At 61.9% G+C, this 24,816-nt stretch carries 23 protein-coding genes and 2 pseudogenes; 11 read left to right on the forward strand and 14 right to left on the reverse strand.

Features of this window, described 5'->3' with window-relative positions; all coding sequences use genetic code 11:
- Positions 1–609, reverse strand: a 609-nt coding sequence (locus NJC38_RS28095; RefSeq protein ID WP_253118065.1) for a transposase, incomplete at its 3' end; no start/stop codon positions are given.
- Positions 610–742: 133 nt separating this feature from the next.
- A pseudogene (locus NJC38_RS29195) lies at positions 743–826 on the reverse strand (helix-turn-helix domain-containing protein); the annotation flags it as partial.
- Between the two features lie 14 nt (positions 827–840).
- Here NJC38_RS29195 and NJC38_RS28100 point away from each other — a divergent pair.
- Positions 841–933 (forward strand): annotated as a pseudogene (locus tag NJC38_RS28100) (IS200/IS605 family transposase); the annotation flags it as partial.
- A 101-nt stretch (positions 934–1,034) separates the two neighbouring features.
- Here NJC38_RS28100 and NJC38_RS28105 read toward each other — a convergent pair.
- A complete protein-coding gene (locus NJC38_RS28105; protein ID WP_253118066.1) occupies positions 1,035–1,628 on the reverse strand; it encodes a hypothetical protein in 594 nt (197 codons plus the stop codon).
- Positions 1,629–2,040: 412 nt separating this feature from the next.
- Between NJC38_RS28105 and NJC38_RS28110 the strand changes: the two genes are divergently transcribed.
- The 6 genes from NJC38_RS28110 to NJC38_RS28135 all read left to right on the forward strand — a co-directional run bounded on the left by NJC38_RS28110 (position 2,041) and on the right by NJC38_RS28135 (position 10,753).
- Positions 2,041–2,655: a TetR/AcrR family transcriptional regulator gene (locus NJC38_RS28110; protein WP_045481779.1), complete on the forward strand. Its 615-nt coding sequence runs from the start codon at positions 2,041–2,043 to the stop codon at positions 2,653–2,655.
- A 77-nt stretch (positions 2,656–2,732) separates the two neighbouring features.
- A complete protein-coding gene (locus tag NJC38_RS28115) occupies positions 2,733–3,839 on the forward strand; it encodes an efflux RND transporter periplasmic adaptor subunit (RefSeq protein ID WP_253118067.1) in 1,107 nt (368 codons plus the stop codon).
- Positions 3,836–6,916 (forward strand): efflux RND transporter permease subunit, encoded by a 3,081-nt coding sequence (locus NJC38_RS28120; RefSeq protein ID WP_253118068.1) that lies wholly within the window; start codon positions 3,836–3,838, stop codon positions 6,914–6,916. The genes NJC38_RS28115 and NJC38_RS28120 overlap by 4 nt, the downstream gene beginning before the upstream one ends.
- Positions 6,917–6,956: 40 nt before the next feature.
- A complete protein-coding gene (gene fabF / locus NJC38_RS28125; RefSeq protein ID WP_253118069.1) occupies positions 6,957–8,249 on the forward strand; it encodes a beta-ketoacyl-ACP synthase II in 1,293 nt (430 codons plus the stop codon).
- Positions 8,246–9,460, forward strand: coding sequence for a multidrug effflux MFS transporter (locus NJC38_RS28130; RefSeq protein ID WP_253118070.1), 1,215 nt, complete (start codon positions 8,246–8,248; stop codon positions 9,458–9,460). The genes fabF and NJC38_RS28130 overlap by 4 nt, the downstream gene beginning before the upstream one ends.
- A gap of 105 nt (positions 9,461–9,565) precedes the next feature.
- Positions 9,566–10,753 carry a DUF2252 family protein gene (locus NJC38_RS28135; RefSeq protein ID WP_253118071.1) on the forward strand — a complete coding sequence of 396 codons (1,188 nt, stop codon included), beginning with the start codon at positions 9,566–9,568 and terminating at the stop codon, positions 10,751–10,753.
- A 5-nt stretch (positions 10,754–10,758) separates the two neighbouring features.
- On the opposite strand, the gene NJC38_RS28140 is transcribed toward NJC38_RS28135, so the two are convergent.
- Positions 10,759–11,940: an MFS transporter gene (locus tag NJC38_RS28140; protein WP_253118072.1), complete on the reverse strand. Its 1,182-nt coding sequence runs from the start codon at positions 11,938–11,940 to the stop codon at positions 10,759–10,761.
- 96 nt (positions 11,941–12,036) lie between these two features.
- On the opposite strand from NJC38_RS28140, the gene NJC38_RS28145 reads away from it, so the two are divergent.
- Entirely contained in the window at positions 12,037–12,936 is a 900-nt protein-coding gene (locus NJC38_RS28145) for a LysR family transcriptional regulator (RefSeq protein WP_253118073.1), read from the forward strand.
- Positions 12,937–12,950: 14 nt separating this feature from the next.
- On the opposite strand, the gene NJC38_RS28150 is transcribed toward NJC38_RS28145, so the two are convergent.
- The 4 genes from NJC38_RS28150 to NJC38_RS28165 form a co-directional block, all read right to left on the reverse strand.
- Complete coding sequence (locus NJC38_RS28150; RefSeq protein ID WP_084709814.1) at positions 12,951–13,118, reverse strand: DUF2986 domain-containing protein; 168 nt, start codon at positions 13,116–13,118, stop codon at positions 12,951–12,953.
- A 34-nt stretch (positions 13,119–13,152) separates the two neighbouring features.
- On the reverse strand, positions 13,153–13,833 hold the full coding sequence (locus NJC38_RS28155; protein WP_253118074.1) for a phytanoyl-CoA dioxygenase family protein: 681 nt from the start codon (positions 13,831–13,833) through the stop codon (positions 13,153–13,155).
- A 128-nt stretch (positions 13,834–13,961) separates the two neighbouring features.
- Positions 13,962–14,702 carry an SDR family oxidoreductase gene (locus NJC38_RS28160; RefSeq protein ID WP_253118075.1) on the reverse strand — a complete coding sequence of 247 codons (741 nt, stop codon included), beginning with the start codon at positions 14,700–14,702 and terminating at the stop codon, positions 13,962–13,964.
- Positions 14,703–14,716: 14 nt separating this feature from the next.
- Positions 14,717–15,124, reverse strand: a complete 408-nt coding sequence (locus NJC38_RS28165; protein WP_253118076.1) for a DoxX family protein — start codon at positions 15,122–15,124, stop codon at positions 14,717–14,719.
- Positions 15,125–15,214: 90 nt separating this feature from the next.
- Between NJC38_RS28165 and NJC38_RS28170 the strand changes: the two genes are divergently transcribed.
- Positions 15,215–15,595 (forward strand): helix-turn-helix domain-containing protein, encoded by a 381-nt coding sequence (locus NJC38_RS28170; protein WP_290447429.1) that lies wholly within the window; start codon positions 15,215–15,217, stop codon positions 15,593–15,595.
- Positions 15,596–15,623: 28 nt separating this feature from the next.
- Here NJC38_RS28170 and NJC38_RS29105 read toward each other — a convergent pair whose 3' ends face one another.
- The 3 genes from NJC38_RS29105 to tnpA all read right to left on the reverse strand — a co-directional run bounded on the left by NJC38_RS29105 (position 15,624) and on the right by tnpA (position 17,439).
- Positions 15,624–15,752 (reverse strand): hypothetical protein, encoded by a 129-nt coding sequence (locus tag NJC38_RS29105; RefSeq protein WP_290447430.1) that lies wholly within the window; start codon positions 15,750–15,752, stop codon positions 15,624–15,626.
- Positions 15,753–15,871: 119 nt separating this feature from the next.
- Positions 15,872–16,402, reverse strand: coding sequence for a Bro-N domain-containing protein (locus tag NJC38_RS28175; RefSeq protein WP_253118077.1), 531 nt, complete (start codon positions 16,400–16,402; stop codon positions 15,872–15,874).
- Positions 16,403–16,992: 590 nt separating this feature from the next.
- Positions 16,993–17,439: an IS200/IS605 family transposase gene (gene tnpA, locus NJC38_RS28180; protein WP_084710187.1), complete on the reverse strand. Its 447-nt coding sequence runs from the start codon at positions 17,437–17,439 to the stop codon at positions 16,993–16,995.
- 30 nt (positions 17,440–17,469) lie between these two features.
- Here tnpA and NJC38_RS28185 point away from each other — a divergent pair, with 30 nt between their 5' ends.
- On the forward strand, positions 17,470–18,540 hold the full coding sequence (locus tag NJC38_RS28185) for a transposase (protein ID WP_253118082.1): 1,071 nt from the start codon (positions 17,470–17,472) through the stop codon (positions 18,538–18,540).
- A 25-nt stretch (positions 18,541–18,565) separates the two neighbouring features.
- Here the strand turns inward: NJC38_RS28185 and NJC38_RS28190 are convergent, their stop codons facing one another.
- The 3 genes from NJC38_RS28190 to NJC38_RS28200 form a co-directional block, all read right to left on the reverse strand.
- Entirely contained in the window at positions 18,566–19,819 is a 1,254-nt protein-coding gene (locus tag NJC38_RS28190; protein ID WP_045481738.1) for an arsenic transporter, read from the reverse strand.
- A 9-nt stretch (positions 19,820–19,828) separates the two neighbouring features.
- Positions 19,829–21,079, reverse strand: a complete 1,251-nt coding sequence (locus NJC38_RS28195; protein ID WP_253118078.1) for an MFS transporter — start codon at positions 21,077–21,079, stop codon at positions 19,829–19,831.
- Between the two features lie 111 nt (positions 21,080–21,190).
- Positions 21,191–22,504 (reverse strand): hypothetical protein, encoded by a 1,314-nt coding sequence (locus NJC38_RS28200; RefSeq protein WP_253118079.1) that lies wholly within the window; start codon positions 22,502–22,504, stop codon positions 21,191–21,193.
- Between the two features lie 417 nt (positions 22,505–22,921).
- On the opposite strand from NJC38_RS28200, the gene NJC38_RS28205 reads away from it, so the two are divergent.
- Positions 22,922–24,670: a BCCT family transporter gene (locus NJC38_RS28205; protein WP_253118080.1), complete on the forward strand. Its 1,749-nt coding sequence runs from the start codon at positions 22,922–22,924 to the stop codon at positions 24,668–24,670.
- The last annotated feature ends 146 nt before the right edge of the window (positions 24,671–24,816 follow it).

Here is a 24,816-nt window from a genome sequence, read left to right on the forward strand (position 1 = left end):
ATTGCGTACCTGCAAGTCCTCGATACACACCATCGCGTGGTTTTGGCTGATCGTGGTGGAGCACTTGTGCAGGTAGTCGCGGCGGGCATTGCCGATGCGCGAGTGAATGCGCTGGACGCAGGCTTTCGCCTTCTTCCAGTTGCGGCTGAATTTGACCTTGCGGCTCATCGCCTGCTGCGCTTTGCACAGCGCGGTTTCATGGCGTTTGAAGCTGTTCAGTGGTGCGTAGAACGAACCATCCGAAAGCGTGGCGAACCGGGCAATGCCCATGTCGATGCCAACTGCCGCCCCCTGCGCCGTGGGCTGCTCATCGACCTCGCGTTCGGTCTGGATACTCACGAACCACTTGCCACACGACTGGCTCACGGTGATGTTCTTCACAGTACCAGGCACCTCGCGGCTGTTGCGGTAACGCAGCCAGCCCAGCTTGGGCAAGAACAGGCGGCTGTTGGTCTGGTCGAGCTTGATCTGTTTCGGGTCGGGATAGCGGAAACTGTCGCGCTGCCCCTTCTTCTTGAACCGGGGAAAGTCGGCTCGCTTGGCGAAGAAGTTGGTGTAGGCCCGCTCCAGATCCTTGAAGGCTCTGTTGCAACGGGTGAACAGGCGCATCGGCCAGCCATGCGGTTTGCGGGCTATGGCGCCACTCGGTCAGCAACTTGCACAGGCCCGCATAGCCGAGCTTCTTCTCGCCTTGCTCGTGGCGCTGTTTCTGCAACGCCAGTGCCTTGTTGAAGACGAAGCGACAGGAGCCGGCAAAGCGGCGCATTTGCCGCTCCTGCTGGCCGTCTGGCATGAGTTCGTACTTGAAGGCTTGAAGTCGTTGCATGCTGCTCTTGAGCCATGAGCAATGAAGGCGACATTAGGCGCGGACGGCACGGTGTTTTCAAGCTGCATGCCCATGGGGTCTTTGTAACGAAAGATCGCCATAGAAGGCATACTGTGTCGCCGTGTTACTGCGCATCATCCTGTGGCGGTGCGTCCATCGAGTAGCAGCAGACACCCCACTGCAACCAGGGACGGCTACGCCGTCCGCGCTATCCTTCCCCGCCCTGAACGGCGGGGCTTGTCGCGCCCCGATGGTCATGCAGTTGGTATTGCAGGTCGAATACGTCTTTGCGGGTCTTGGAGAAGGTGCTGCACACCAGTGTGGCGACCAGCAGGCTGCCGGTGATCAACACCAGCGCCAGTACCAGGTCCAGTTGCCGGCCGAAGTCGGGCTGCACCACAGCAAACAACGTGGCCCAGATCGCCGCCCCGGTACTCAGGGCGTGGCCTGGATGGGCATGCATAGCCGAGACCGGCAGGCTCAGCACCAGACCAATGGGCAAAAACCAGAATACCGGCGTGCCGATGGCAACCGCCACCGAACCCAGGCAGGCGGTGCAGGCACACAGGTGCAGCATGCCGGTCAGCCACAGATGCCGGGTGGTGCGAGCCTTGCAGGTGAGCAAACAGGCCACACCGGCTACCAGGCAGTAGCCATACAGCCAAAGGGAAATCCCCTGGCTGGCATGGGCCAGTGCGACGACCAGGGTGCATGCCAGCACGGCGAGCATTTCGCTGGAGATTTTCAGCGGGCGTAACTGAGCAAAAGACTTCTGCTCAAGGCTTTGTTCGCTAGCGTGCATCTGGGTACGACCTCAGCGGGTGCTAAAACGCTTTCAAGTGCACCCGTATCTGGAGCGGTAAGTCGCGACGATCACTGCCTTGTCAGTCGTAACTACGGATTAACGTGTCAGTGCAGCCATTCCGATGCACCAGCTCATGGCAGTTGCGGGCCAGAACAGTCGATGATTCTGGCCCGCAGCCAAGTGTGGGCATTATGCCTGCGTTAGCGCGAAAAACCTCTGATCGCCCGGCGCAGCGCCCGGCCTGTCTGAATAGCCATTACCATAGCGGCCATTGCAGGGCGTCACATTGAGGGCAGTATTTGCCGGTCAACAGAACTTCGCGCCCTTTTTGGACACAGATAGATTGTGACCATATTATTGATCGGTCACTTAACGGTCTTTCGAGTCATCATGGAGTCAAGCTGCGCACATGAATGAAAATACCCCCCCAGCGCCCACCCGCGGCCCCCTTGATCACAGTGTCCGCGATCAGGTCATCGAGGCGGCAGGCCGCCATTTCGCGCATTACGGCTATGAGAAGACCACGGTGTCGGATCTGGCCAAGGCCATCGGTTTTTCCAAGGCCTACATCTATAAGTTTTTCGACTCAAAGCAGGCCATCGGCCAGGTGATCTGCGCCAACCGTCTGGCGATGATCATGCAGGCCATTGAGGCTGCGACTGCCGGTGCCTCGTCTGCCTCGGAGCGCTTGAGGTGCCTGTTCCGGACGCTTTGCGAAGCGGGCAGCGACCTGTTTTTCCATGACCGCAAGCTTTACGACATTGCTGCTGTTGCATCACGTGAGCAGTGGCCGTCGGTGCTTGAACATGAAGCGCGAATTCGCGCAATTATCCAGCAGATCGTGGTTGATGGCCGCGAAGCCGGCGAATTTGAGCGCAAGACCCCGCTGGATGATGTGGTCAGCGCGATCTGTCTGGTCATGCGTCCCTACATCAACCCTGCACAACTGCAATACAACCTCGACGCTACCGGTGAAGCGACCGTGCAATTGCCGGCCATGATCTTGCGTAGCCTGGCGCCGTAAATAATAAGTGACCATTGACAATATTGGTCACTAGTAAAAGAATGTGGGTCTCGTATTGCTCTTGAGTAAGGGATCCCATGCGCCTCAAATCTCTCCTGCTTGTCGGTTGCGTGCTGCCCGTCCTGTTGACGGCGTGTGGCGATCCAGCGGTCAGCGACGATCCGCGTACCCAGCCGCCGCTGGTCCGGGCTGCAACGGTGACGCGCGCCGTTGAGACAAATCGCTCGTTCAGCGGTGTGGTGGTCGCACGTACCCAGAGTGACCTGGGTTTTCGTGTGTCAGGCAAGGTGCTGGAGCGGCTGGTCGATACCGGGCAAACGGTCAAGCGTGGTCAGCCGCTGCTGCGCCTTGATCCTGTGGATCTCCAGCTCCAGGCGCGAGCGCAGCTCGAAGCGGTCGCCTCGGCCAGCGCACTTGCCAGGCAGACGGCCCAGGACGAGGTGCGCTATCGCCGGCTGGTTGCCGCAGGCGCCGTTTCGGCATCCACTTACGACCAGAGCAAGGCGGCTGCCGACGCGGCTCGGGCACAGCTCAGTGCCGCGCAAGCCCAGGCCGATGTGGCGCGTAATGCAACCAGCTACGCGGTACTGCTGGCTGACGCTGACGGCGTGGTGGTCGAGACTCTGGCCGAACCGGGGCAGGTGGTCAGCGCCGGGCAAACGGTGGTCCGGCTGGCACGGGCCGGGCAACGTGAGGCGATTGTCTATTTGCCCGAGACGCTGCGCCCGGCCACCGGCTCGACGGCGCAGGCGTCGCTGTACGGCAGCCGTGACCCGGCGCTGCCTGCAACCCTGCGGCTGCTGTCTGCAGCGGCCGATGCCACCACCCGTACCTTCGAAGCCCGCTATGTGCTGCAGGGCGCGCTGGCCCAGGCGCCGCTCGGGGCGACCGTCACACTCGATATCGCCCAGGACTCGCCCGGCAGCGGCGCAGTGCAGGTGCCGATTGCGGCCCTTTACGATCCCGGCAGTGGTCCCGGCGTTTGGCTGATTGCTGGTGAGCCGACCAAGGTGGCCTGGCGTAACGTGCAGGTGCTGGCTGTTGGCGACGACACGGCGCGTGTCGTCGGCCAGCTCGCGGTGGGAGAGCAGGTCGTGGCGTTGGGTGCGCACCTGCTGCATGACGGTGAGTCGGTCCGGCGTGAGTTGCTCGATGCCAACCGGGTTGCCGGGAGCCAGCCATGAGCGCAGGGCGTTTCAATCTGTCTGCTTTGGCGGTGCGCGAGCGCGCGGTCACCCTGTTCGTCATCGTGCTGATTGCCGGGGCCGGAATTCTCGCGTTCTTGCAGTTGGGGCGTGCCGAGGATCCGCCCTTTACCGTAAAGCAACTGACCATCATCAGTGCCTGGCCCGGCGCGACGGCGCAGCAGATGCAGGATCTGGTGGCCGAGCCGCTGGAAAAGCGCATGCAGGAGCTCAAGTGGTACGACCGCAGTGAAACCTACACCCGTGCAGGGCTGGCGTTCACCATGGTCTCGCTACTCGACAGCACCCCTCCCGGGCAAGTCCAGGAAGAGTTTTATCAGGCGCGCAAGAAGCTGGGCGACGAGGCGCGAAATCTGCCGGCAGGTGTCATCGGTCCGATGATCAACGACGAGTTTGCTGACGTGACGTTCGCGTTGTTCGCCCTGAAAGCCAAAGGTGAGCCGCCGCGCCAGCTTGTGCGTGATGCCGAGGCTCTGCGCCAGCGGCTGTTGCACGTCCCTGGCGTGAAGAAGGTCAACATCATCGGTGAGCAGGCCGAGCGCATTTTCGTGTCGTTTTCCCATGAGCGGCTGGCCACGCTGGGTATTGCGCCGCAGGCGATCTTTGCGGCGCTCAATAACCAGAATGCGCTGACCCCCGCCGGCTCGATCGAAACCGGCGGGCCGCAGGTGATCGTGCGTCTGGAGGGGGCGTTCGACAAGCTGGAGACCATTCGCAGCACGCCAGTGGTGGTCAACGGGCGGACCTTGAAGTTGTCCGATGTGGCGACGGTTGAACGGGGTTACGAAGACCCCGCGACATTGCTGGTCCGTAACGGCGGCGAGCCGGCGTTGTTGCTCGGTATCGTGATGCGTGATGGCTGGAACGGGCTGGACCTTGGCAAGGCGCTGGACGCGGAAACGGCGCAGATCAACGCCGCTATGCCACTGGGCATGACCCTGGCCAAGGTCACTGATCAGTCGGTGAACATCAGCTCGTCGGTCAACGAGTTCATGGTCAAGTTCGTGGTCGCCTTGCTGGTGGTCATGCTGGTCTGCTTTATCAGCATGGGCTGGCGCGTTGGCGTGGTGGTCGCGGCAGCTGTGCCTTTGACCCTGGCGGTGGTGTTCGTGGTCATGGCTGCCACGGGCAAGAACTTTGACCGCATTACCCTGGGCTCGCTGATTCTGGCGCTGGGTTTGCTGGTCGACGACGCGATCATCGCCATCGAGATGATGGTCGTGAAAATGGAGGAGGGCTATGACCGTCTCAAGGCCTCGGCCTACGCCTGGAGCCATACCGCAGCGCCGATGCTGTCCGGCACGCTGGTCACCGCCATCGGCTTCATGCCCAACGGTTTTGCTCACTCCACGGCCGGTGAATACACCAGCAACATGTTCTGGATCGTCGGCATCGGCCTGATCGCGTCCTGGCTGGTCGCGGTGGCCTTCACGCCGTATCTGGGTGTCAAGCTGCTGCCGGAGATCAAACAGGTTGCCGGCGGTCATGCGGCCATCTATGACACCCGCCACTACAACCGTTTTCGTCGGCTGCTGAGCAGGGTCATCGCAGGTAAATGGTCGGTCGCGGGGGCGGTGATCGTTGCGTTCATCGTTGCGCTGCTGGGTATGGGGCTGGTGAAAAAGCAGTTCTTCCCGACCTCCGACCGCCCCGAGGTGCTGGTTGAGGTACAGATGCCGTACGGCACTTCCATCGAACAGACCCATGCCACCGCGATCAAGGTCGAGTCGTGGCTGCGCGAGCAGCAAGAGGCGCAGATCGTCACCACCTATGTCGGCCAGGGACCGCCGCGTTTCTATTTGGCGATGGCCCCGGAACTGCCTGACCCGTCCTTTGCCAAGCTTGTGGTGCTGACCGACAGCCAGGCTGCGCGTGATGCGCTCAAGCAGCGCCTGCGTGCCGCAGTGGCCGACGGTCTGGCGCCACAGGCGCGGGTGCGGGTCACGCAACTGGTGTTCGGTCCGTACTCGCCGTTCCCGGTCGCTTATCGGGTGATGGGGCCTGACCCGCAGCAACTGCGCCTGATCGCCACTCAGGTGCAGGGCGTGCTGCAGGCCAGCCCGATGATGAGAACCGTCAACAGCGACTGGGGCGCGCGGGTGCCGACCCTGCATTTCGCGCTGGATCAGGATCGCCTGCAAGCATTCGGCCTGACCTCCAGTAGCGTTGCCCAACAACTGCAGTTTCTGTTGTCCGGGGTGGCGGTCAGCGCGGTGCGCGAAGACATTCGCTCTGTGCAGTTGCTGGCGCGGGCCGCCGGTGATATCCGCCTCGATCCTGCAAAGATCGCCGGTTTCACCCTGGTCGGTACGGCCGGCCAGCGCATTGCGCTGTCGCAGGTCGGCGAGGTCGAGGTGCGCATGGAAGAGCCCGTGCTGCGCCGCCGCGACCGCACCCCGACCATTACCGTGCGCGGCGACATTGCCGAGGGGCTGCAACCGCCGGATGTCTCGGCGCTGATCTGGAACGACCTGCAGCCGGTCATCGCGACTCTGCCGCCGGGCTACCGGATCGAAATGGCCGGTTCCATCGAAGAGTCGCTCAAGGCCAGCAAGGCCATCGCGCCGCTGCTGCCGATCATGCTCGCCCTGACCTTGCTGATCATCATTGTTCAGGTGCGCTCGATGGCGGCGATGGTCATGGTGTTTCTTACCGCGCCGCTGGGCCTGATCGGTGTGGTGCCGACCCTGCTGCTGTTTCAGCAGCCATTCGGGATCAACGCACTGGTTGGGCTGATCGCCCTCTCAGGCATCCTGATGCGCAACACCTTGATCCTGATCGGCCAGATCCATCACAACCAGCGTGAAGGTCTCGACCCGTTCAATTCGGTGGTCGAGGCCACCGTGCAGCGCGCCCGACCGGTGTTGCTGACGGCGCTGGCCGCGATCCTGGCTTTTGTGCCACTGACCCAGTCGGTGTTCTGGGGCACGCTGGCCTACACCCTGATCGGCGGCACGCTGGTCGGTACGCTGACGACCCTGGTGTTTCTCCCGGCGATGTATGCGATCGCTTTCAAGATTCACTCTCCTCGCAGCAAGACTCAACTCACTACCTGAACCGGGGGCAACCTAGATGACACATTCAGCAGCGACACCCATGACCCATTCTCAGAGTGGCAAACGTATCGTGGTCACCGGCACCGGCATCGTCGGCCCGCTTGGCTGCGGGGTAGAGCGGGTCTGGCAACGGCTGCTCGACGGCCAGTCGGGTATCGACAAGCTGGCGGATGAGATTACTGCCGGCACCGGGGTCGCGGTTGGCGGTCAGGTGCCGAGCCTTGCGCAAGACCCCCTGGGCGGCTATCAGCCCGAGCAGGTGATCCCGGCCAAAGAACGCAAGAAGATGGACCGCTTTATCGAGTTCGCCCTGATCGCGGCCCATGAGGCACTGGAGCAGGCCGACTGGCACCCGGTCAGCGAAGCGCAGCAGCAACGCACCGCCACCATCATCGCCTCGGGCGTAGGCGGCTTCGGGGCCATGGCCGAGGCGGTGCGCACCACCGATGGCCGCGGGCCAAAACGGTTGTCACCGTTCACCGCGCCGTCGTTTCTCGCCAATATGGCCGCCGGGCATGTGTCTATCCGCCATGGTTTCAAAGGACCGCTGGGCGCGCCGGTCACCGCCTGTGCGGCGGGGGTGCAGGCCATCGGTGACGCGGCACGGCTGATCCGCAGCGGCGAAGCTGATATCGCGATATGTGGCGGCACCGAGGCGGCGATTGATCGGGTCACCCTCGGCTGTTTTGCTGCGGCGCGGGCGTTGTCTACCGCGCCTGCCGAAGATGCCCGGCGCGCATCACGGCCGTTCGACCAGGCGCGTGACGGTTTCGTCATGGCCGAGGGCGCGGGGTTGCTGGTCATCGAGTCGCTGGAACATGCCCTGGCCCGTGGTGCTACGCCCTTGGCCGAGCTGGTGGGTTACGGCACCAGCGCTGACGCCTGGCATCTGACCGCCGGCCCTGAAGATGGCAGCGGGGCGCGGCGCGCCATGCAGCAAGCGCTGCAACAGGCCGGGGTGAGCGTCGACGAGGTGCAGCACATCAATGCCCATGCGACCTCGACACCGGTCGGCGACAAGGGCGAACTGGCGGCGATTCGGGCGCTGTTCGGCACCGATTCCAAGGTGGCGATCAGTTCCACCAAGTCCGCCACCGGCCACTTGCTGGGCGCTGCCGGCGGTATCGAGGCGATCTTCACGGTGCTGGCGTTGCGTGACCAGATCGTCCCGCCGACCCTTAACCTCGACCACCCTGATGACGCCGCCACCGGCCTTGATGTGGTCGCCTGTCACGCCCGGCCGATGGCGTTGACCCATGCATTGTCAAATGGCTTTGGCTTTGGCGGGGTCAATGCCAGTGTGCTGTTTCGCCATTGGCAGGCTCAGTCATGAAAACGCAAAGCGAGGTTGCGGCGGTGCAGCAGGGGCCTGCGCTAAACGGTAAAGTCGTGGCCTTGCTGGCCGGCTTGTCGGCCATCAGCGTGCTGTCGACCAATATCATCCTCCCGGCCTTTGCGCAGATTGGCCAGGAGCTGGGCGTCACTGCACGAGAGCTGGGCCTGACCTTGTCGAGCTTCTTCATCACCTTTGCGCTGGCGCAGTTGCTGGTCGGGCCACTGGCCGATCGGTTTGGCCGCCGGCCTCTGGTGCTCGGTGGTCTGGCGTTGTTTGTGGTCGGCACACTGGTTGCCGGCCTGGCCGGCTCGTTTGACGTGCTGATTGCCGGGCGGGTGATTCAGGCCCTCGGAGCGTGTGCCGCTGCAGTGCTGGCGCGAGCCATCGCCCGCGACCTGTTCGAGGGCGAGACCCTGGCACGGGCGTTGTCGCTGACCATGATCGCCACCGCGACCGCTCCCGGTTTTTCGCCGTTGCTCGGCAGCCTGCTGAGCAACACGCTGGGCTGGCGGACGATCTTTATCATGGTCGGCATCGCCGCGCTGATCATCGCGCTCAGCTATGCACGCGGTCTTGGCGAAACACTGCCGGTGCAGCGCCGTGTGGCGTTGCCAGCGGCCCAGGTGCTGGGCGCCTACGGCGGGTTGCTCGGTAACCCTGCGTTTATCTTGCCGGCGGCCGCGATGAGCCTGTTGATGAGCGGCCTGTTCGCCAGCTTCGGCGCCTCCCCGGCAATTTTGATGGACGGCATGGGCTTGTCCTCGCTACAGACCGGGTTGTATTTCGCCGCCACGGTATTTGTCGTCTTCGCCGCCGGCCTGGCTGCGCCACGGCTGGCCGGGCGCTTTGGCAGCCGCACCGTTACCGCCTCGGGGCTGGCCACCGCGCTATTGGCCGGATGCCTGCTGTGGCTTGGCCCGAGGGATCCGGGGCTAGGCTGGTATTCACTGTCGATGGTGATCTTCCTGTGGGGCATGGGCCTGGCCAATCCATTGGGCACCGCGCTTACCCTGAGCCCGTTTGGCAAACAGGCCGGCCTGGCTTCTGCACTGCTGGGCTTTCTGACCATGACGGCGGCGGCCTTTACGACCTGGCTGGGGTCGGTGCTGGAATTTGCCCCGGTGGTTACTTTGGGGGCGATCCAGGCCACCGCGTGCCTGATCGCGCTGTTGTTGTTCGGCTTGAACAGGCGCTGTGTCGAGCCGTGATCTTCACGTGTCGAGGGGAGTGAAAGAGGTGTTTTTTGAAATACTCTGAAACAACTGTGACACTGCTGTGGTCAATAGCGCATAGCCATTACCAGCCAGCCCTGCATGAAAACACCCAGACCCGCTGATCGTCTGCCGCACCTCAATCAACTGCGTAACCTGAAAATGGCCCGCTCTGCCCATGCCTTCGTGCGGGGCAGCACCGTGCATTTTTACGAGTGGCTGCATAGCCAGCCGGGGCGGCGTCTGCCCAGCGGTCCGGCGGTATGGATCTGCGGGGATTGCCATGCCGGTAATCTGGGGCCGACTGGTGATCTGAAGGGTGGCATCGATGTGCATATCCGCGACCTGGACCAGGCCGTGGTCGGCAACCCTGTGCATGACCTGGTGCGTCTGGCACTGTCGCTGGCCACCGCCGCACGTGGCTCCGACCTGCCGGGGGTGACCACCGCGCGGATGCTCGAAGAAATGGTCCGTGGCTACGAACTGGCGTTTGAAACCAGCCTGGAGCGCGAGCCGCCACGCCCGGCGCAGGTCAAGGCCGGTATGCGCAGCGCCGTGCAGCGTACCTGGAAGCATCTGGCCAAAGAGCGCATCGAGGGCGCGCGCTTGACCCTGCCATTGGGCAAGCATTTCTGGAAACTCAGCAAAGCCGAGCGCCAGGCCATCGAGCTGCTGTGCGTGACCCCTGAAATCCACGCCTTGGTCACCTCGCTTAAAGGTCGTAGCCATGCCAGTGACGTTGAGCTGCTCGACTGCGCCTATTGGGTCAAGGGTTGCAGCTCGTTGGGGCTGCGCCGTTATGCGGTGCTGCTGAGTGTGGACGACGGTGATGGCGTGGACTATTGCCTGCTGGACATCAAGCAAGCCGTAGCGGCTGCTGCGCCGCGTGCCGCCCGGGTCGGGATGCCGCGTGATAACGGCAAGCGGGTGGTCGAGGGCGCCCGGCAGTTATCACCGGGGCTGGGTAACCGGATGTTGGCGGTGCGGTTGCTGGAGCATTCGTTTTTCATCCGTGAACTGCTGCCCCAAGACCTCAAACTGGAGCTGGATCAGCTTGATTCGCGCCAGGCCATGGAGGCGGCCGGTTACCTGGCGCGGGTGGTTGGTCAGGCGCATGCCCGGCAGATGGACCTCGCCACCCGGCTGGAGTGGATGGATGTGCTGCAAAGCAACCGTACCCGCAGCCTGGATGCGCCGTCATGGTTATGGAGCAGCGTTGTGCAACTGGTCGGCGCGCATGAAATGGGCTATCTGGCGCATTGTCGGCGTTATGCTTTGGAGCATGACTAAGGCGCTCAAGCCGCGTTCGCCTCATGCTGCGCCGCCGCAGCGGATCTGGAGCGCCAGGCCAGAGCCAGCACCATCAGCAGCCCCAGCGCGGCCATTACCGCACCGGCCAGGGAAATCGCCGGATAACCCAGCCCGGCATTGATCACTGCACCCCCCAACGCGGCGCCGATGGCATTGCCGAGGTTGAACGCGCCGATGTTCACGGCCGAGGCAAGGTTCGGCGCGTCTTTGGCGGCCTCCATCACGCGCATCTGCAACGGTGGCACCAGCGCAAAGCTGGCGGCGCCCCAGATCAGAATGGCGACCGCCGCCGGCAGCGGCCAGCGCATCAACACGGTGAAGGCCAGCAAGATGGCGATCAGCACACTCAGTGACACGATCAGCGTGCGGTCCACGGAGCGGTCAGCAGCCTTGCCGCCCCAGATATTGCCCAGCGTCAGACCCACCCCGAACAGCACCAGCATGGCCGTGATAAAGGCGGTCGAGGCTTGAGTTTCGCTGTGCAGGATCGGCGCGATGTAGGTGAACACGGTGAACATCGCCCCCGAACCGATGACGGTCAGGGCCAGTGCGGCCAGCACCGGCGCGCGGCCCAGCACGCGGATCTCGGCCAGCACGCCGTCACTTTTGGCCAGCGGCAGATCCGGCAGGGCGAACCACAGTGCCGCCATCGCCAGCACACCGAGGCCGGCAATGCCCCAGAACGCGGTGCGCCAGCCGAGCAATTCACCAAACCAACTGGCCAGCGGCACGCCGCCAATGGTCGCCAGGGTCAGGCCCATGAACATCGCAGCAACCGCCCCGGCACGTTTGTCTGGCGGCACCACACTGGCCGCGACAATCGAGCCAACGCCGAAGAACGCGCCGTGGTTCAGAGAGGTCACCACCCGGGCGATGAGCAGGCTCTGGTAGTCGGTAGCCAGCGCCGACATCAGGTTGCCCAGAGTGAAGATCGCCATCAGGCCGATCAACAGGTAGCGGCGCGGGATTCTGCCGGTGGTCAGGGTCATCAGCGGCGCGCCGATCAGCACGCCGAGCGCGTAGGCACTGACCAGCAGGCCGGCGGCCGGAATCGACACACCCAGGTCGGTCGCGATGCCAGGCAACATGCCCATCGGGGCGAACTCGGTGACGCCGATGCCAAAGGCACCCATGGCGAGGGCGATAAGAGGGGGATTGATACGCATGAGAAGGCTCCTGGATCTGTGCGTTAAATGCTACGATCCGCCTTTAAAGTGCGCTAGAGCGCTTTGAGTTCAAACACCTTTGCGTGAGGGGCACAAATGGACGTCAATGGCCGGTCCGGTGAAATGCAGGTGTTCGCCACCGTGGCACAAGAAGGCAGCCTGTCGGCAGCCGCACGCACCCTGGGGCTGACGCCCTCAGCGGTGAGCCGGATCATTGCCCGTACCGAGCAGCGCATCGGCACCCGCTTGCTGTTGCGCACCACCCGGGCGATGACCCTGACCTGCGAAGGCGAAGCCTACCTGCGCGGTGCCCGGCGGATTCTGGCCGACATGTCCGAGGTCGAAGAAGCGATCGCCGCCCAGGGCGTACCGAAGGGCCGCTTGCGGGTCAGCGCCGCCCTTGGGCACGGTCGGTTGGCCATCGTGCCGCTGGTGGCAGCGTTCAGTGCGCGCTATCCACAGATCGTCGTCGACCTGACCCTGGGCGATGAAGTGGTCGATATCCTCGCCGGTGAGGCGGATGTGGCGATACGTTTCGGCAACTTGCCCGACAGCCCGCTGACCGCTCGAAGAATTGGCGAAACCGGTCAGGTGGTGGTCGCATCCCCCGATTACCTGCAACGCCACGACACCCCGACAGCACCGGAAGATTTACTGCAACACAACTGCCTGCGCTTCAACTTTCGCCGGGCCGAACCCGATTGGCCATTTGTGCGTGACGGGCAGCCGTTTGCCCTGAAGATCACCGGCAACATTGAATGCAGCAGTGGTGAGGCGCTGGCGCAACTGGCCAGAGTCGGTGCCGGCATTGCCCGGATCGGCACCTTCAGCGTGGCTGAAGACCTCAAGCGCGGTGAACTGGTGCCATTGCTCGATGCCTACAACCCCGGCGACGTCGAGCCGATTCATGCCGTGTTCGTCGGCGGCCAGGCGATGCCGGCGCGGGTTCGGGTATTTGTCGACTTTCTGCTGGAGCAGCATCAGTTGGATGCTTGATCAGGGCAGGGCCTTCAGTCTGGCGCAGACACCGGCGTCTGCACATCGGCTTGAGCCTCAGCCGCCAGTTTCAAGCGATCAGCCTTGCTGACGTAGGTGCATTTCTTTTTCGGTGCCAGCTTGGCACTGGCCTTTTTGGCATGGGCCTTCAACAGCTGCTTGATTTTTTTCTGGCGGTTCATGGTTGCTACTCGGCGTGGGCAGGCCGGCATGATATCAGGTGCGCGGCAGGGCAAAATCCGCAGGTGCAAAACTCTCGCCGGTGTCCATGCGCACATTGCGCAGGCTCGCGGTCTGCGCGTACGCGTCGCGCAACTGTTCTACCGCATAGCCAATCAACAGCGTCCGCCGCCGGGCACCGTTGTGGTTCAGGCTGCCCGCGTGGACCAGGTCGACATCGAACACCAGCATGTCCCCCGCCGAGCCGCTCAACTGTATGGCGCCTGACTCATCGGTGAAATCGAACGGCGGCGCCTGCGGTACGGGTCGATGGCTGGCAGGCACAATGCGGGTGGCGCCGTTGTCCGGGCCATAGTCATCCAGATAGGCCAGCACGCTCACTGTATCCCCCGGCCGCTGCGCTGAAAGGTCGCGGTGCAAGCGCTGATGACCGCCCCCGGCAACCGGCTCGCGACCCTCGACCTGAGTCAGAAAGAACCGTTCGCCAAGCAACTCGCCCACCACCGCCAGCAACTGTGGCAACCGGCACAGCGCCTGGACTTGCGCATCGTCATCGAGCATCGAATGCCGCCAGTCAGCGCCGCGTGGCACAGGCCACTGGTCTGAAGGGCGCAGACCACTGTCGAAGGTGTGACGCAACTGCGCCAGCCATTGGCCGGGGATGGCCTGGCGCAGCAGGGCGTAGCCGTTGTGGTGAAGCTGGGTGCGGTAGGGCATGGCTTTCCTTATAGCGCTTTTGCGTCCTGCGGACCGGTTGGCTCATGGTAGTGCTCAGGCAGATAAACGGCGACCTCAACGTGCTGGCGGTGCTGCATTACCAACCGTGGCGCGGCAGGGCGCGCAGGCTAGCGCGCGCTGTCGATGATCTGCCCGCCATCGGGCGTCAGGCTGTAGCCGGTGAGGTACTGGGCATCCTTGCTGGCCAGAAACAGCACCACCGGTGCGATGTCGTGTTCCGGTGAGCCATAGCGGCCCAGTACATTACTGGGTGGTGGTACCACGGCATCGCCCCAGGTTTCGGCCACTGGCAGCACGTTGTTGACGGTAATCGCGTCGGCCCCCCATTCACGCGCCGCCGAGCGGGTCAGGGCGCGCACCGCTTCCTTGGCCATGTTGTACGGCGCATAGCCCGGCAGGCCGACCACCCCGGCCAGTGAGGCAAAGTTGATGACCCGACCTGCGCCACTGGCTTTGAGCCAGGGATAGCAAGCCTGCATGGTGCGCAGGTAAGCCACCGGTCCCAGCTCGAAATTGCGTTGCAGTTGCTCCGCTGACAGCTCAAGCACCGAAGCAGACACCTGCGCCGGGTCGAAAGCGTTGTTGACCAGAATATCGATCTGCCCGTAGACACTGACCACTTGCGCGATCGCCGCAGTGATCTGTTCTGGCTCTGCCAGGTCGCACACCACGCCGTGCGCCTTGCCGCCTGCGGCCTGAATCTGCGCGACCACCTGCTGCACATTTTCCGCTGTGCGTGACAGCACCGCGACGCGGGCACCTTCGGCGGCAAACAACAGGGCTGTGGCGCGACCAATACCGCGACCGGCACCGGTAACAATCGCTACTTTTCCATCAAGACGTGACATCGCAAGTTCTCCGTTCAGTGTGAGGACTGGGAATAGGCCGCTGTGGCCGGCAGGTAAGGCGAGGGGATTTCGCGTGCGCTGTTCTGGGTGGTAAAGGAAACCGCCAGCAGCACCAGGCCGATCAACGCCGGCAGCGCACCCCGAGGATTGCGCACGCCGAAGTAAGCCTGCGCCGATAACAGCAGGTGGTAGAGCACCCCGGCATACGCCAGATCACTCAGCGCCACACTGACGCGCGACAGAATCGCAACCACCGCCAGCAACTTCACGGCGGTGAGAACGTTCATCAGATGGTCCGGGTAGCCAAGCTCCACCAGCCCCTGGCGTGCCCAGTCCCGGCGCACGACATAAAGAGTGGCCGAAAGCAGGTACAGCAGTGCCAGCAACAACGTACTGAGCCAATACAGAGACAGTTCAAACATGGTGTTCCTCGCGGTATTCAACAGAGCCTTTAATCAACAATGTCGGCTAAGATGAATATCCACAAGTAGGATGAAATAGTGATACCTAGTATGGAAAACCAGACTATTGAAGCCCCGGCCATCAACATGCATGAGGAAATGCGCCGCGCCTTTGCGCTGCTTTCCGGCAAGTGGAAACTGGAAATCATGTGGCTGTTGAACGAGCGCATTTATCGTTTTGGCGAACTGCGCAAGGCCATTGGCGGCATCACCCAGCACATGCTGACTGCGCAACTTCGCGAGCTGGAAAGTGACGGATTGATCACCCGCACGGTGTATGCCGAAGTCCCTCCACGGGTGGAGTACGCGATGACCGACAAAGCGCGGGCATTGGGGCCGACCATGGAGGCCTTGACCGTCTGGTGGCAGACCTACGGCAATAGTGTGCCGGCCAAGGCCAGCCCGCGGGGGCGTAAGCCGGGTAGAGCCTAGAAGCGCCAGCCCCGGCGATGGTTTGTCCTCACTTGGCCCTGGCTTGCAACGCCTTGACCACGGCCTCACCCAGCGCCGTCGCCGAAGCCGGATTCTGGCCGGTAACCAATCGCCCATCGACCACCACCCGGTTTTCAAACAGCGGTGCTTTGCTCACCCGGCAGCGACGGGCTGTTCCTGTACTTCTCGAAAACGGCCAGAAACCAGCCCAAGCTGCGCGCGTTTATCGATCTGTGTAGCCGTAGTTTCAAGGTCTGATTGAAGGGCTGGCGAGCCCTAGCCTTGGACCCAGCGCAGCACACGCCGCCACAGGCTCAGGGGTCTGCGCTCAGGCATCTCCACCAGCACCCCCGGCATGTCCTTCCAGCGCACCCAGCTTTCATTACGCCAGTGCAGCAACTGCAACGAATTGCCCAGCCAGTCCAGGCTGTTCACGCTCGGCAACTCGATGAACCGGTCATGACGCCGGTGCAGTTCCGGTAGCACTTCGTGGGTCAGCCAACGGCGCAGGGTGCGGTTTTCCGGCACGTAGTGGTGGACCAGCAGGGCGAAGAAGCCGGACTCGCTGACCAGCGTGCAGCGTTCGAAGTCGCCGAAGGTTTCCAGCCAGGCCGTGCGGCGCTGGTCGGGGTCGAGTTTCAGCGTCGAGCGCTCGTCGAGGCGCCGGCCCATCAGGCGGGCAAGGTCGCTCAGGCAGAACCACGCCTGACCGTCGCTCAGGGTGGTGCGCAACTGGCGGTGGTGGCGGATGAAGGGAATGGCTTCGAAGTGTTCGGTACAGGGATTGTTTGGGTTAATAGCAGTCATAAGCGTTTCCTCGGGGAGTGAAACTGCCACGGACCGTCGCCAAACGATAAGGGTGGCAGTTGTACGCGGGTTGGCGAACCAGGTCACGCCCCAACCCCGGCAGACCCGCAGGTCTCCCACGTACAACAGCCATAACGGACTAACGGGCAGGATGATACCTGCAACGTTATGGGGAAGTCGCTGGGGGTTAGAAATTCAGGTCGCCAAACCCGACTTACTGATTTTGCAGTGAGTGCTGCGCAGATTAACCAGACTGGAAAGAGTGCAACAGGTGATGGCCACCGACGCTGCCTACGAGTATGTAGCCCGTTTCTCAATCAACGTTCAGCAGTACGCTGGTCAGGATGTCAGTCTTTTTTCTCATGCTTGTACTCGTTCAGCCATTTCAAGGAGAGATACACATGTTCAAGGAGTTTTTCATTCGTCTGGGCGACCAGGAAATGTGCACTGGAATCGTGATTGAGGCTGATGATCAGGTGCATTGGTCTAGTGGCTCTGGACACCTCAGTAGCTGAAATCACTATTCACCATATGCGCGAGAAGCCTCGAGGGTTTAGCCCGAGGTCGAGAGCGCGGACGCCGCAGGCGTCCTAGTGGGGAGTCTGCTGTTCTTCAATGTATTGGCGCAGGATTTCAATCGGCGCACCGCCGCAGCTAGAGGCGAAATAGGATGGTGACCAGAGGACACCTCTTCGCTTGAGCCAGGGGTGGAAATCCCCGAACTGCTTACGCAGCAGTCTGGATGATACCCCCTTGAGTGAAGCCACCAGATTCGACAACGCCACCTTCGGCGGATAGTTGATCAGCAGGTGAACATGATCGTGTTCGCCGTTGAACTCGACCAACTGCGCGTCGAAATCCTTGCAGACGTTGGCAAGAATAATTTGCATGGCATCCAGGTGTTCTTTCTTGAACACGTTGCGTCGATATTTTGTTACAAAGACCAAATGAGCATGCAAGGCAAATACGCAATGCCTTCCATGCCGCAAATCACCATCATTCTTGCGAGGCCTCGCCACGTAGATATCCCTTGCCATGGTTTGAAAGACCAAACCATAATTCATTCCATGACCCACACCAAGACCCTTAAACTCCGAATCAAAGACAAGCACGCGAAAACGCTGCTTGCGATGGCGCGCGAGGTCAATATGGTGTGGAACTACTGCAATGAAACGAGTCATCGCGCCATCCGGGAACGCCACCAGTGGCTCTCCGGTTTTGACCTGCAAAAGCTGACCAATGGATTAAGCAAATGCGACGGCGTGCAGATCGGCTCGCCAACCGTGCAGCAGGTTTGCGAGGACTACGCTAAGGCACGCAAGCAGTTCAAGCGTTCCAGGCTCAATTGGCGGGTGTCCAGCAGGAGCAGCCCCAAATACAGCCTGGGCTGGATTCCATTCAAGGCTCGTGCCTTGCAATACAAGAATGGTCAGGTTCATTTCGCCGGGTTCAGGTTTGGCCTGTGGGACAGCTACGGTTTAAGCCAGTACGCCCTACGGGCCGGAAGTTTCAGTGAAGATTCCAGGGGGCGCTGGTATCTCAATATCTGCGTGCAGGTTGAGAGCAAGCCGTGTATCGGCACTGCCGCAGTTGGCATCGACCTGGGCCTTAAAGCGGCAGCTACAACGTCTGAGGGCCAGGTGCTGGTCGGGCGCGAATATCGCACCCTGGAGCAGAAGCTGGGCATCGCTCAGCGTGCTGGCAAGAGGGCACGTGTTCGCGCCCTCCATGCCAGGATCAGGAACCGGCGCAAGGATGCGCAACACAAGTTCTCAACCGCCCTGGTTGAGCGCTGCGCCGCCATTTTCGTTGGCGATGTAGCCAGCGCCAAACTCGTAAAGACTCAAATGGCCAAATCCACGCTTGATGCAGGATGGGGCCAACTCAAGACAATGCTGGAGCAGAAATGCCAACGGGCAGGCGTTGTTTTTGAGGTTGTAGCCGAGCGCTATACCACCCAGACCTGCTCGTGCTGTGGAAGCATTTCCACCAGCAGTCCGAAAGGTAGAGCCGGTTTGCGAATAAGAGAATGGACCTGCGTGTGCTGCGGTACAGCCCACGACCGTGATGTAAACGCGGCCCGGAACATTCTCGCGGCGGGGCATCGCCGTCTAGCGGTAGGAATCCCCGCTCTTTAGGGCGGGGAGGATGTCAACGCCCCTTTTAAACCAACAACGCCGCCAACGCCGCGACCAACGCCGGTGGCATTACCAGCACGCCCAGTTTCAGAAACCCCCACGCCCCCACATGCTCGCCCTCGCGGCGAATCGCTGCCAGCCATAACAAGGTCGCCAGTGACCCGGTGATCGACAGGTTCGGCCCCAGGTCGATGCCGATCAACAGAGCCGCAGTGGTACTGCCGGGCAGTTCGGCCATCTGGCCCATGGAGCCTGCGATCAAGCCGGCCGGCAGGTTGTTCATCAGGTTGCCGGCCAGTGCTGCAGCGATGCCGGCAGCCCAGCCGGCCTGGGCTTCGGAGTGTTGCGCCAGTGCCGCGAGGCCGTGGGCCAGACGTTGAGTCAGGCCGGTGTGTGCCACCGCTTCGACCAGCATGAACAGCCCGGCCACCAGCGGCAGCACGCCCCAGGCCACGCCCTTGAGCACCGGCAGCGGGCTGCGCCGCTGACGCAGGTGGATCAGCCCGGCGGTGGCCAGACCCGCGCAAAAGGTCGGCAGGCCCAGTGGCCGGTCCAGCGCCGAGGCACTGAGCAGCACGATGCCGGTCAGGACCAGGCCGAACGCACACAGGCGCGCGCCGCCAGGCAGCGGCTGCAGGTCGATGCAGGTGGCCAGCGGCTGGCGAATCTGTTTGCGTTGGGCCAGGCGCAGCATCAGGTAAGTCAGGCCAATGGCGGCCAGTGACGGCAAGCTGAATTGCCGAAGCCAGTCGAGCAGTGGCGGCATCTGGCTGCCAAACACTACCAGGTTGGCCGGGTTGGAAATCGGCAGTACGAAGCTGGCCGCGTTGGCGATAAACGCGCAAATGAACAGATAAGGCAGCGGCTCGGCCTTGGCGGCGCGGCAGGCGGCGTACACCGCCGGGGTCAGGACCACGGCGGTGGCATCGTTGGACAGAAACACCGTAACCAGCGTGCCAACCAGAAACACCAGGTTGAACAGCCGCTGGCCAGAGCCTTTGGCGTGCTGTACCGCATACATCGCCAGCCAGTCGAACAGCCCCTGCTGGCGGGCCAGTTCCGCCAGGACCATCATGCCGATCAGAAACAGATACACATCGCCGCCTTCGGCCACGGCTTTGAGCGCGGCAGGCAGCGGCAGCCAGCCGAGCAGAATCAACAGCACCGCGCCGCCGAGCGCCCAGACAAATTCCGGCACCCGCCAGGGGCGCAGGATCACTGCGGCGGTTGCGAGGGCGGCAACGGTCCAGATCCCCGTCGTCGGGTCTAATGCAGGCATGGCAGGTACTCAGAGGGTGGCGGCAGGCTGGGCCGCGGCGCTGTTGGAAGTGCGCGTGGAGGTTTCCGGCACGGTCAGCCACAGCAGCACAAAGGCTACCCCGGCAATCGCCGCCAGGGTCAGGAACGCGGCATTGTAGCCTGCCGCCTGGACCACCAGGCCGGCCAGGCCAGGGCTGAGTGCCGCGCCCAGGCCGAATGCCGCTGACAAGGCGCCCAGGCTGACGTTGAAACGCCCGGTGCCTTGGGTCAGGTCTTTGACCACCACCGGAAACAACGCACCAAACAGCCCGGCACCGATGCCATCGAGCAACTGCACCGCCAGCAGCCAGAATGGTTCATCAGAGACCACGTACAGCGCACCGCGCAGCGGCAGAATCAGAAACCCGGCCATCAGCAACGGCTTGCGCCCCCACTGGTCGGCACGTGCACCGGCCAGTAATGCCATGGGTACCATCACCAATTGCGCGGCGACGATGCACGCTGAGGTCAGCGGTGTGGCCAGTTGCAGATTGACCTGCGCCAGTTTCTGGCTGACCAGCGGCAGCATCGCCGCATTGGCCAGGTGAAACAGCGCGCAACACACCGCGAACCACAGCAGCGGCCGGTTGCTGAGCAAGATCCGCAGCCCGGACGGCTGGCCGTGACTGCCCGCCGACTCCGGGCTGAAGCCCCGCGCAACGTCATGGTCAATGGCCTTGGCCGATACCAGGCTGACCGCGACAATGCTGCCCAGCGTCATCACCGCCATCAGGTAAAACACCGCCACCGGGCCGAACAGCCAGGCAAAGCCGCCGGCCAGCAGCGCGGCACAGGCATTACCGGCATGGTTGAAGGTCTCGTTGCGCCCGGTACGGCGGGTAAAGGCCCGCGGGCCGGTGATGCCCAGGGTGATCGCCGCGATGGCCGGGGCGAACACCGAGCCGGCGATGGCGCTGACAGCCTGGGTCAGCGCCACCAGGCCGAACGATGTCAGCCACGGCAGCAGCAGGCAACTGCCGGTCACCAGCAGCGCGGCAAGCACCACCACGGCACGCTTGGCCGTGGTGCGGTCGATCAACGCGCCCGCCGGTGCCTGGGTCAGCAGCGCTGCCACTGCGGCAACGGTCATCACCAGACCGATACTGGCTGGCTCCCAGTTGTGCACGGCCAGCAGGTAAATCGCCAGATACGGCCCCAATCCGTCGCGCACGTCGGCGAGAAAGAAATTCAGCCCATCCAGCGACAGCTCATTGCGACGGTTCTTGGTCTGGTCGTTCAAGTGGATGATCTCGGCAGGTCAGCGGAGCAGTGAAACATCTTGATACGCTGACTCTGGCCAATGGCTTTAGTTCGTGAAGCGAGGGCTTCATGCCTTGATCATCGACTCACCTCACGGTTGGCTGGTCAGTTCACGCTGATAGATTTGCAGCAACGCTGCATGTCTTTCATGAAGTGCTGCGAACGTGCTGGCCACCGCTGCGATATAAGCCTTTTCGATCTCCTCGTGTACGTCGGCGACAAAGTCTGACAGATCCAGTACCTCCATGTAGCGTCGCGGGTCAATAGCGTCGTTCAACAGCGCGCTACGCACCTCATACTCATCCAGGTTTCCGTCGCCATCCCGAGCCATGGAAACAGCCCGTTCCGCATAGTCCGGATTTTCCATGACCTGATGAGTTAGCCGATGCTGATGACGATTGACGAACTCACCTCGCTCCGTGGCGTGATGGCGCTCGATAACGGTTTTGAGCATATCGACGAACTCATCCAGCTGTTCGCCTTCGACCACTGGCATTTCCCGAGAATAGACCGCTCTTAACACATCCAGTAGCGACGCTTTGTCCGGTACGGTGTCCTCGCTGACAGCTTCCAGCAAACTTGATACTTCGAACACATAGTTGGTGAACGCTTCATTCAATGGAAAATCGTCACCGTCGACGTAGAGGATATCGAATAACTCATTCAGATGAATTTTTGTGACAGCTGCTGCGCCGTAGATCTTTGCTGCTGCCGTTACCAGATAATGGTTTTTTTCAAGCGCCGGTTCGTAATCGATATGAGAAGGGTGTTCGATATCCTGGCCTAGAAGTACACCCAAGTTTCGGGTGAAGTCGATTTTGCGTCGATGGCCCTCTAGTGCGAAGCCGGCTAGTAAATGGGTCGCGACGGCAGTAGCGTCACTGTTTCTGAAAAGCCTCAGGTGCAGGCTGGGGTCACAGAGTATTTCCTCAAAAAGTGCTTTGGCGCAGGACAGAGACTCATCTTTAAACTGGATCTGTACCTCATGGTGACGGGTGCCAGAGCTTGAGCCGGACTCAAGATAGGGCATCGAAGTGCCTGAGATATTCTGTGAACCCAGTACCGTGTCAGTGTCGTGACTGAGCATCTTCACATGGCAGGCAGCATGAACGTAAAGTTCGACATGCGCGGGCAGAAATTTAATGAGCAATCCGAGTTGTTCTTCAAACGTATCTCGCTGGAGTTTGTGGCCTAGGCCACCAATGCCGATGATGACCTTGGGTCGCCAGGATTTTTTGAAAAAATGCTGATTGAGAAAATAGCCGGTGTTGCGCAATTTTTCATAGTTGGCATAAGTAACAATGTAGGTATTTTCCAGTCGCGCCTGTTGATGCGTCCTGCCAAAGGCGTCGTCAGCGTAGTGCTTATGGTAGATATCGGCATCTACCGAGGCCAGCTTCTTCATGGCTCATCCTTGTTGATCGTCTACAGGGCGGGATACGCGGAGGGTAATTTAAACGTACCACTGTTTGATGACAGGCGGACAGCCGTAGTTTGGCGAACTCATACCAGCATGCAGCGCATGCGACTTTATTGATGAGCCTGGACTTCCATGCCATTGCTTGCAGCGGTGTCTCTGCCGGATCTCATTTTATCCACAGGCGAGTCGCGCAATGAATGCCCCACGCCGGTATCGGAACAGGCGGCGTCCGTCAGCGCCGCATAATCGCCTCCGGCAACCCGTACACGTCGGTCCCGGACGTCGCGATGCGCGCTGAATGCAAGTGGCTTTTACGCCCGCAAGGATTTGGCACAAGGCTGCTGACCCCAATAACAAAAAAACCTGCAGCGTCCAGGAACCCACACAGGGGCGTCATCATTTATGGCACAAGAATACAACCCGGATACGCTGGCCCTCGGCGTAACCGATCCCTCGCAAACCGAAGAAGCCTTCCGTGACCGGCATCTGGAAGGCACCATCGACTGGATCGTGTTTGGCGTCACCAGTGTGCTGGCCATCGCGTTCATCGCCTGGGGCTTTATCAACCAGGCGAGTCTGGCGGCCAGTGCCTCCACGGCGCAATCGTGGGTCATCGTGCACTTCGGCTGGTTCTTCGTGCTGACCTCGACGCTGTTCGTGATTTTCGTGTTGTGGCTGGCGGCCAGCCGTTACGGCAAGGTGCCGCTGGGCCGCGATGGTGAAGCGCCGGAGTTTCGCACCGTGTCGTGGGTGGCGATGATGTTCAGCGCCGGCATGGGCATCGGCCTGATGTTCTTCGGGGTTGCCGAGCCGCTGTCGCACTACGTCAACCCGCCGCCGGGTTCGGCGGTGGCGCAGTCCAGCGAGGCGATGCAGGTGGCCATGGCGACCACGCTGTTCCACTGGACCCTGCACCCGTGGGCAATGTACGCGATCATCGGTCTGGTGATTGCCTACGGCACCTTTCGCCGTGGCCGCTCGCAGTTGATTTCCACTGCCTTCCGGCCATTGATCGGGCGCCATGCCAACGGCCCGCTGGGGCGGCTGATCGACATGATGGCGATCTTCGCCACGCTGTTCGGCTCGGCCGCGTCGCTGGGGCTGGGCGCCTTGCAGATCGCCGGTGGCCTTGAGTACAACGGCTGGATCGAGCATCCCGGCAAGCTGTTCTACGTCTCAATCATCACCCTGTTGACCATCGCCTTCATCGCCTCGGCGGTGTCCGGTATCGGCAAGGGGATCCAGTGGCTGTCCAACACCAACATGGTGCTGGCGCTGGTCATGGCGCTGTTTGTGTTTATCGTCGGCCCGACCCTGCTGATGCTCAACCTGCTGCCGACCTCGCTGGGCATCTACATCAAGCTGCTGCCAGAAATGATGGCCCGCACCAGTGCCAGCGGCGGTCAGCAGATGGACAGCTGGCTGGCCGGCTGGACCGTGTTCTACTGGGCCTGGTGGATATCCTGGACACCCTTCGTAGGCATGTTCATTGCCCGCATCAGCCGTGGCCGGACCATTCGCCAGTTCGTCAGCGGGGTGTTGCTGGTGCCGAGCCTGGTCAGCCTGGTGTGGTTCACCATCTTCGGCGGTGCCGGTATCGATGCACTGCGCGACGGCTCCTTCACCCTGATCGAGGGCGCGGTCAATAGCAACACCGCGCTGTATCAGTTGCTCGACAGTTATCCGTGGGCCTCGGCCACCTCGGTGCTGGTGATGATTCTGGTGGCGATTTTCTTTGTCTCCGGCGCCGATGCGGCATCGTTGGTGATGGGCACGCTGTCAGAGCACGGCACCACCGAACCGTCGCGCAGAACCGTGATTTTCTGGGGCGCACTGACCGGTACGGTGGCGGCGATCATGCTGGCCATCGGTGACCCGCGTAATCCGGGCGAGGCACTGACCGGGTTGCAGAACCTGACCATCGTGGTGGCCTTGCCGTTCGTGATTGTCATGGTCCTGCTGTGTGTGGCGCTGTACCGCGACCTGCGCAAAGACCCGATGATGCTGCGCCACCTGCGCGGCACCGAACTGATCGAAAAAGCCGTGCTGTACGGTGCGGTCAAGCACGGCGAAGAGTTCTATATCGTGGTGCAGGAGAAAAAGGCTGCGACCCAGGCGCAGTCCGAGAACCGTGAAAGCACCAGTGCCTGACCCGGATTTTTCGCGAGCAAGCTCGCTTGTGTCTTTGATCAAGGTAAAGTCTGGGGTGAGAGGGGTGGATGGCAAGCTGACAAATCGCGGTGCCTAGAGCACGTGTGGGAGCCAAGCTGCCATCCACTCTTCCCGCTTTGGCTCAA

The sequence above is a fragment of the Pseudomonas sp. 21LCFQ010 genome, assembly GCF_024129905.1.
Taxonomy (GTDB): domain Bacteria; phylum Pseudomonadota; class Gammaproteobacteria; order Pseudomonadales; family Pseudomonadaceae; genus Aquipseudomonas.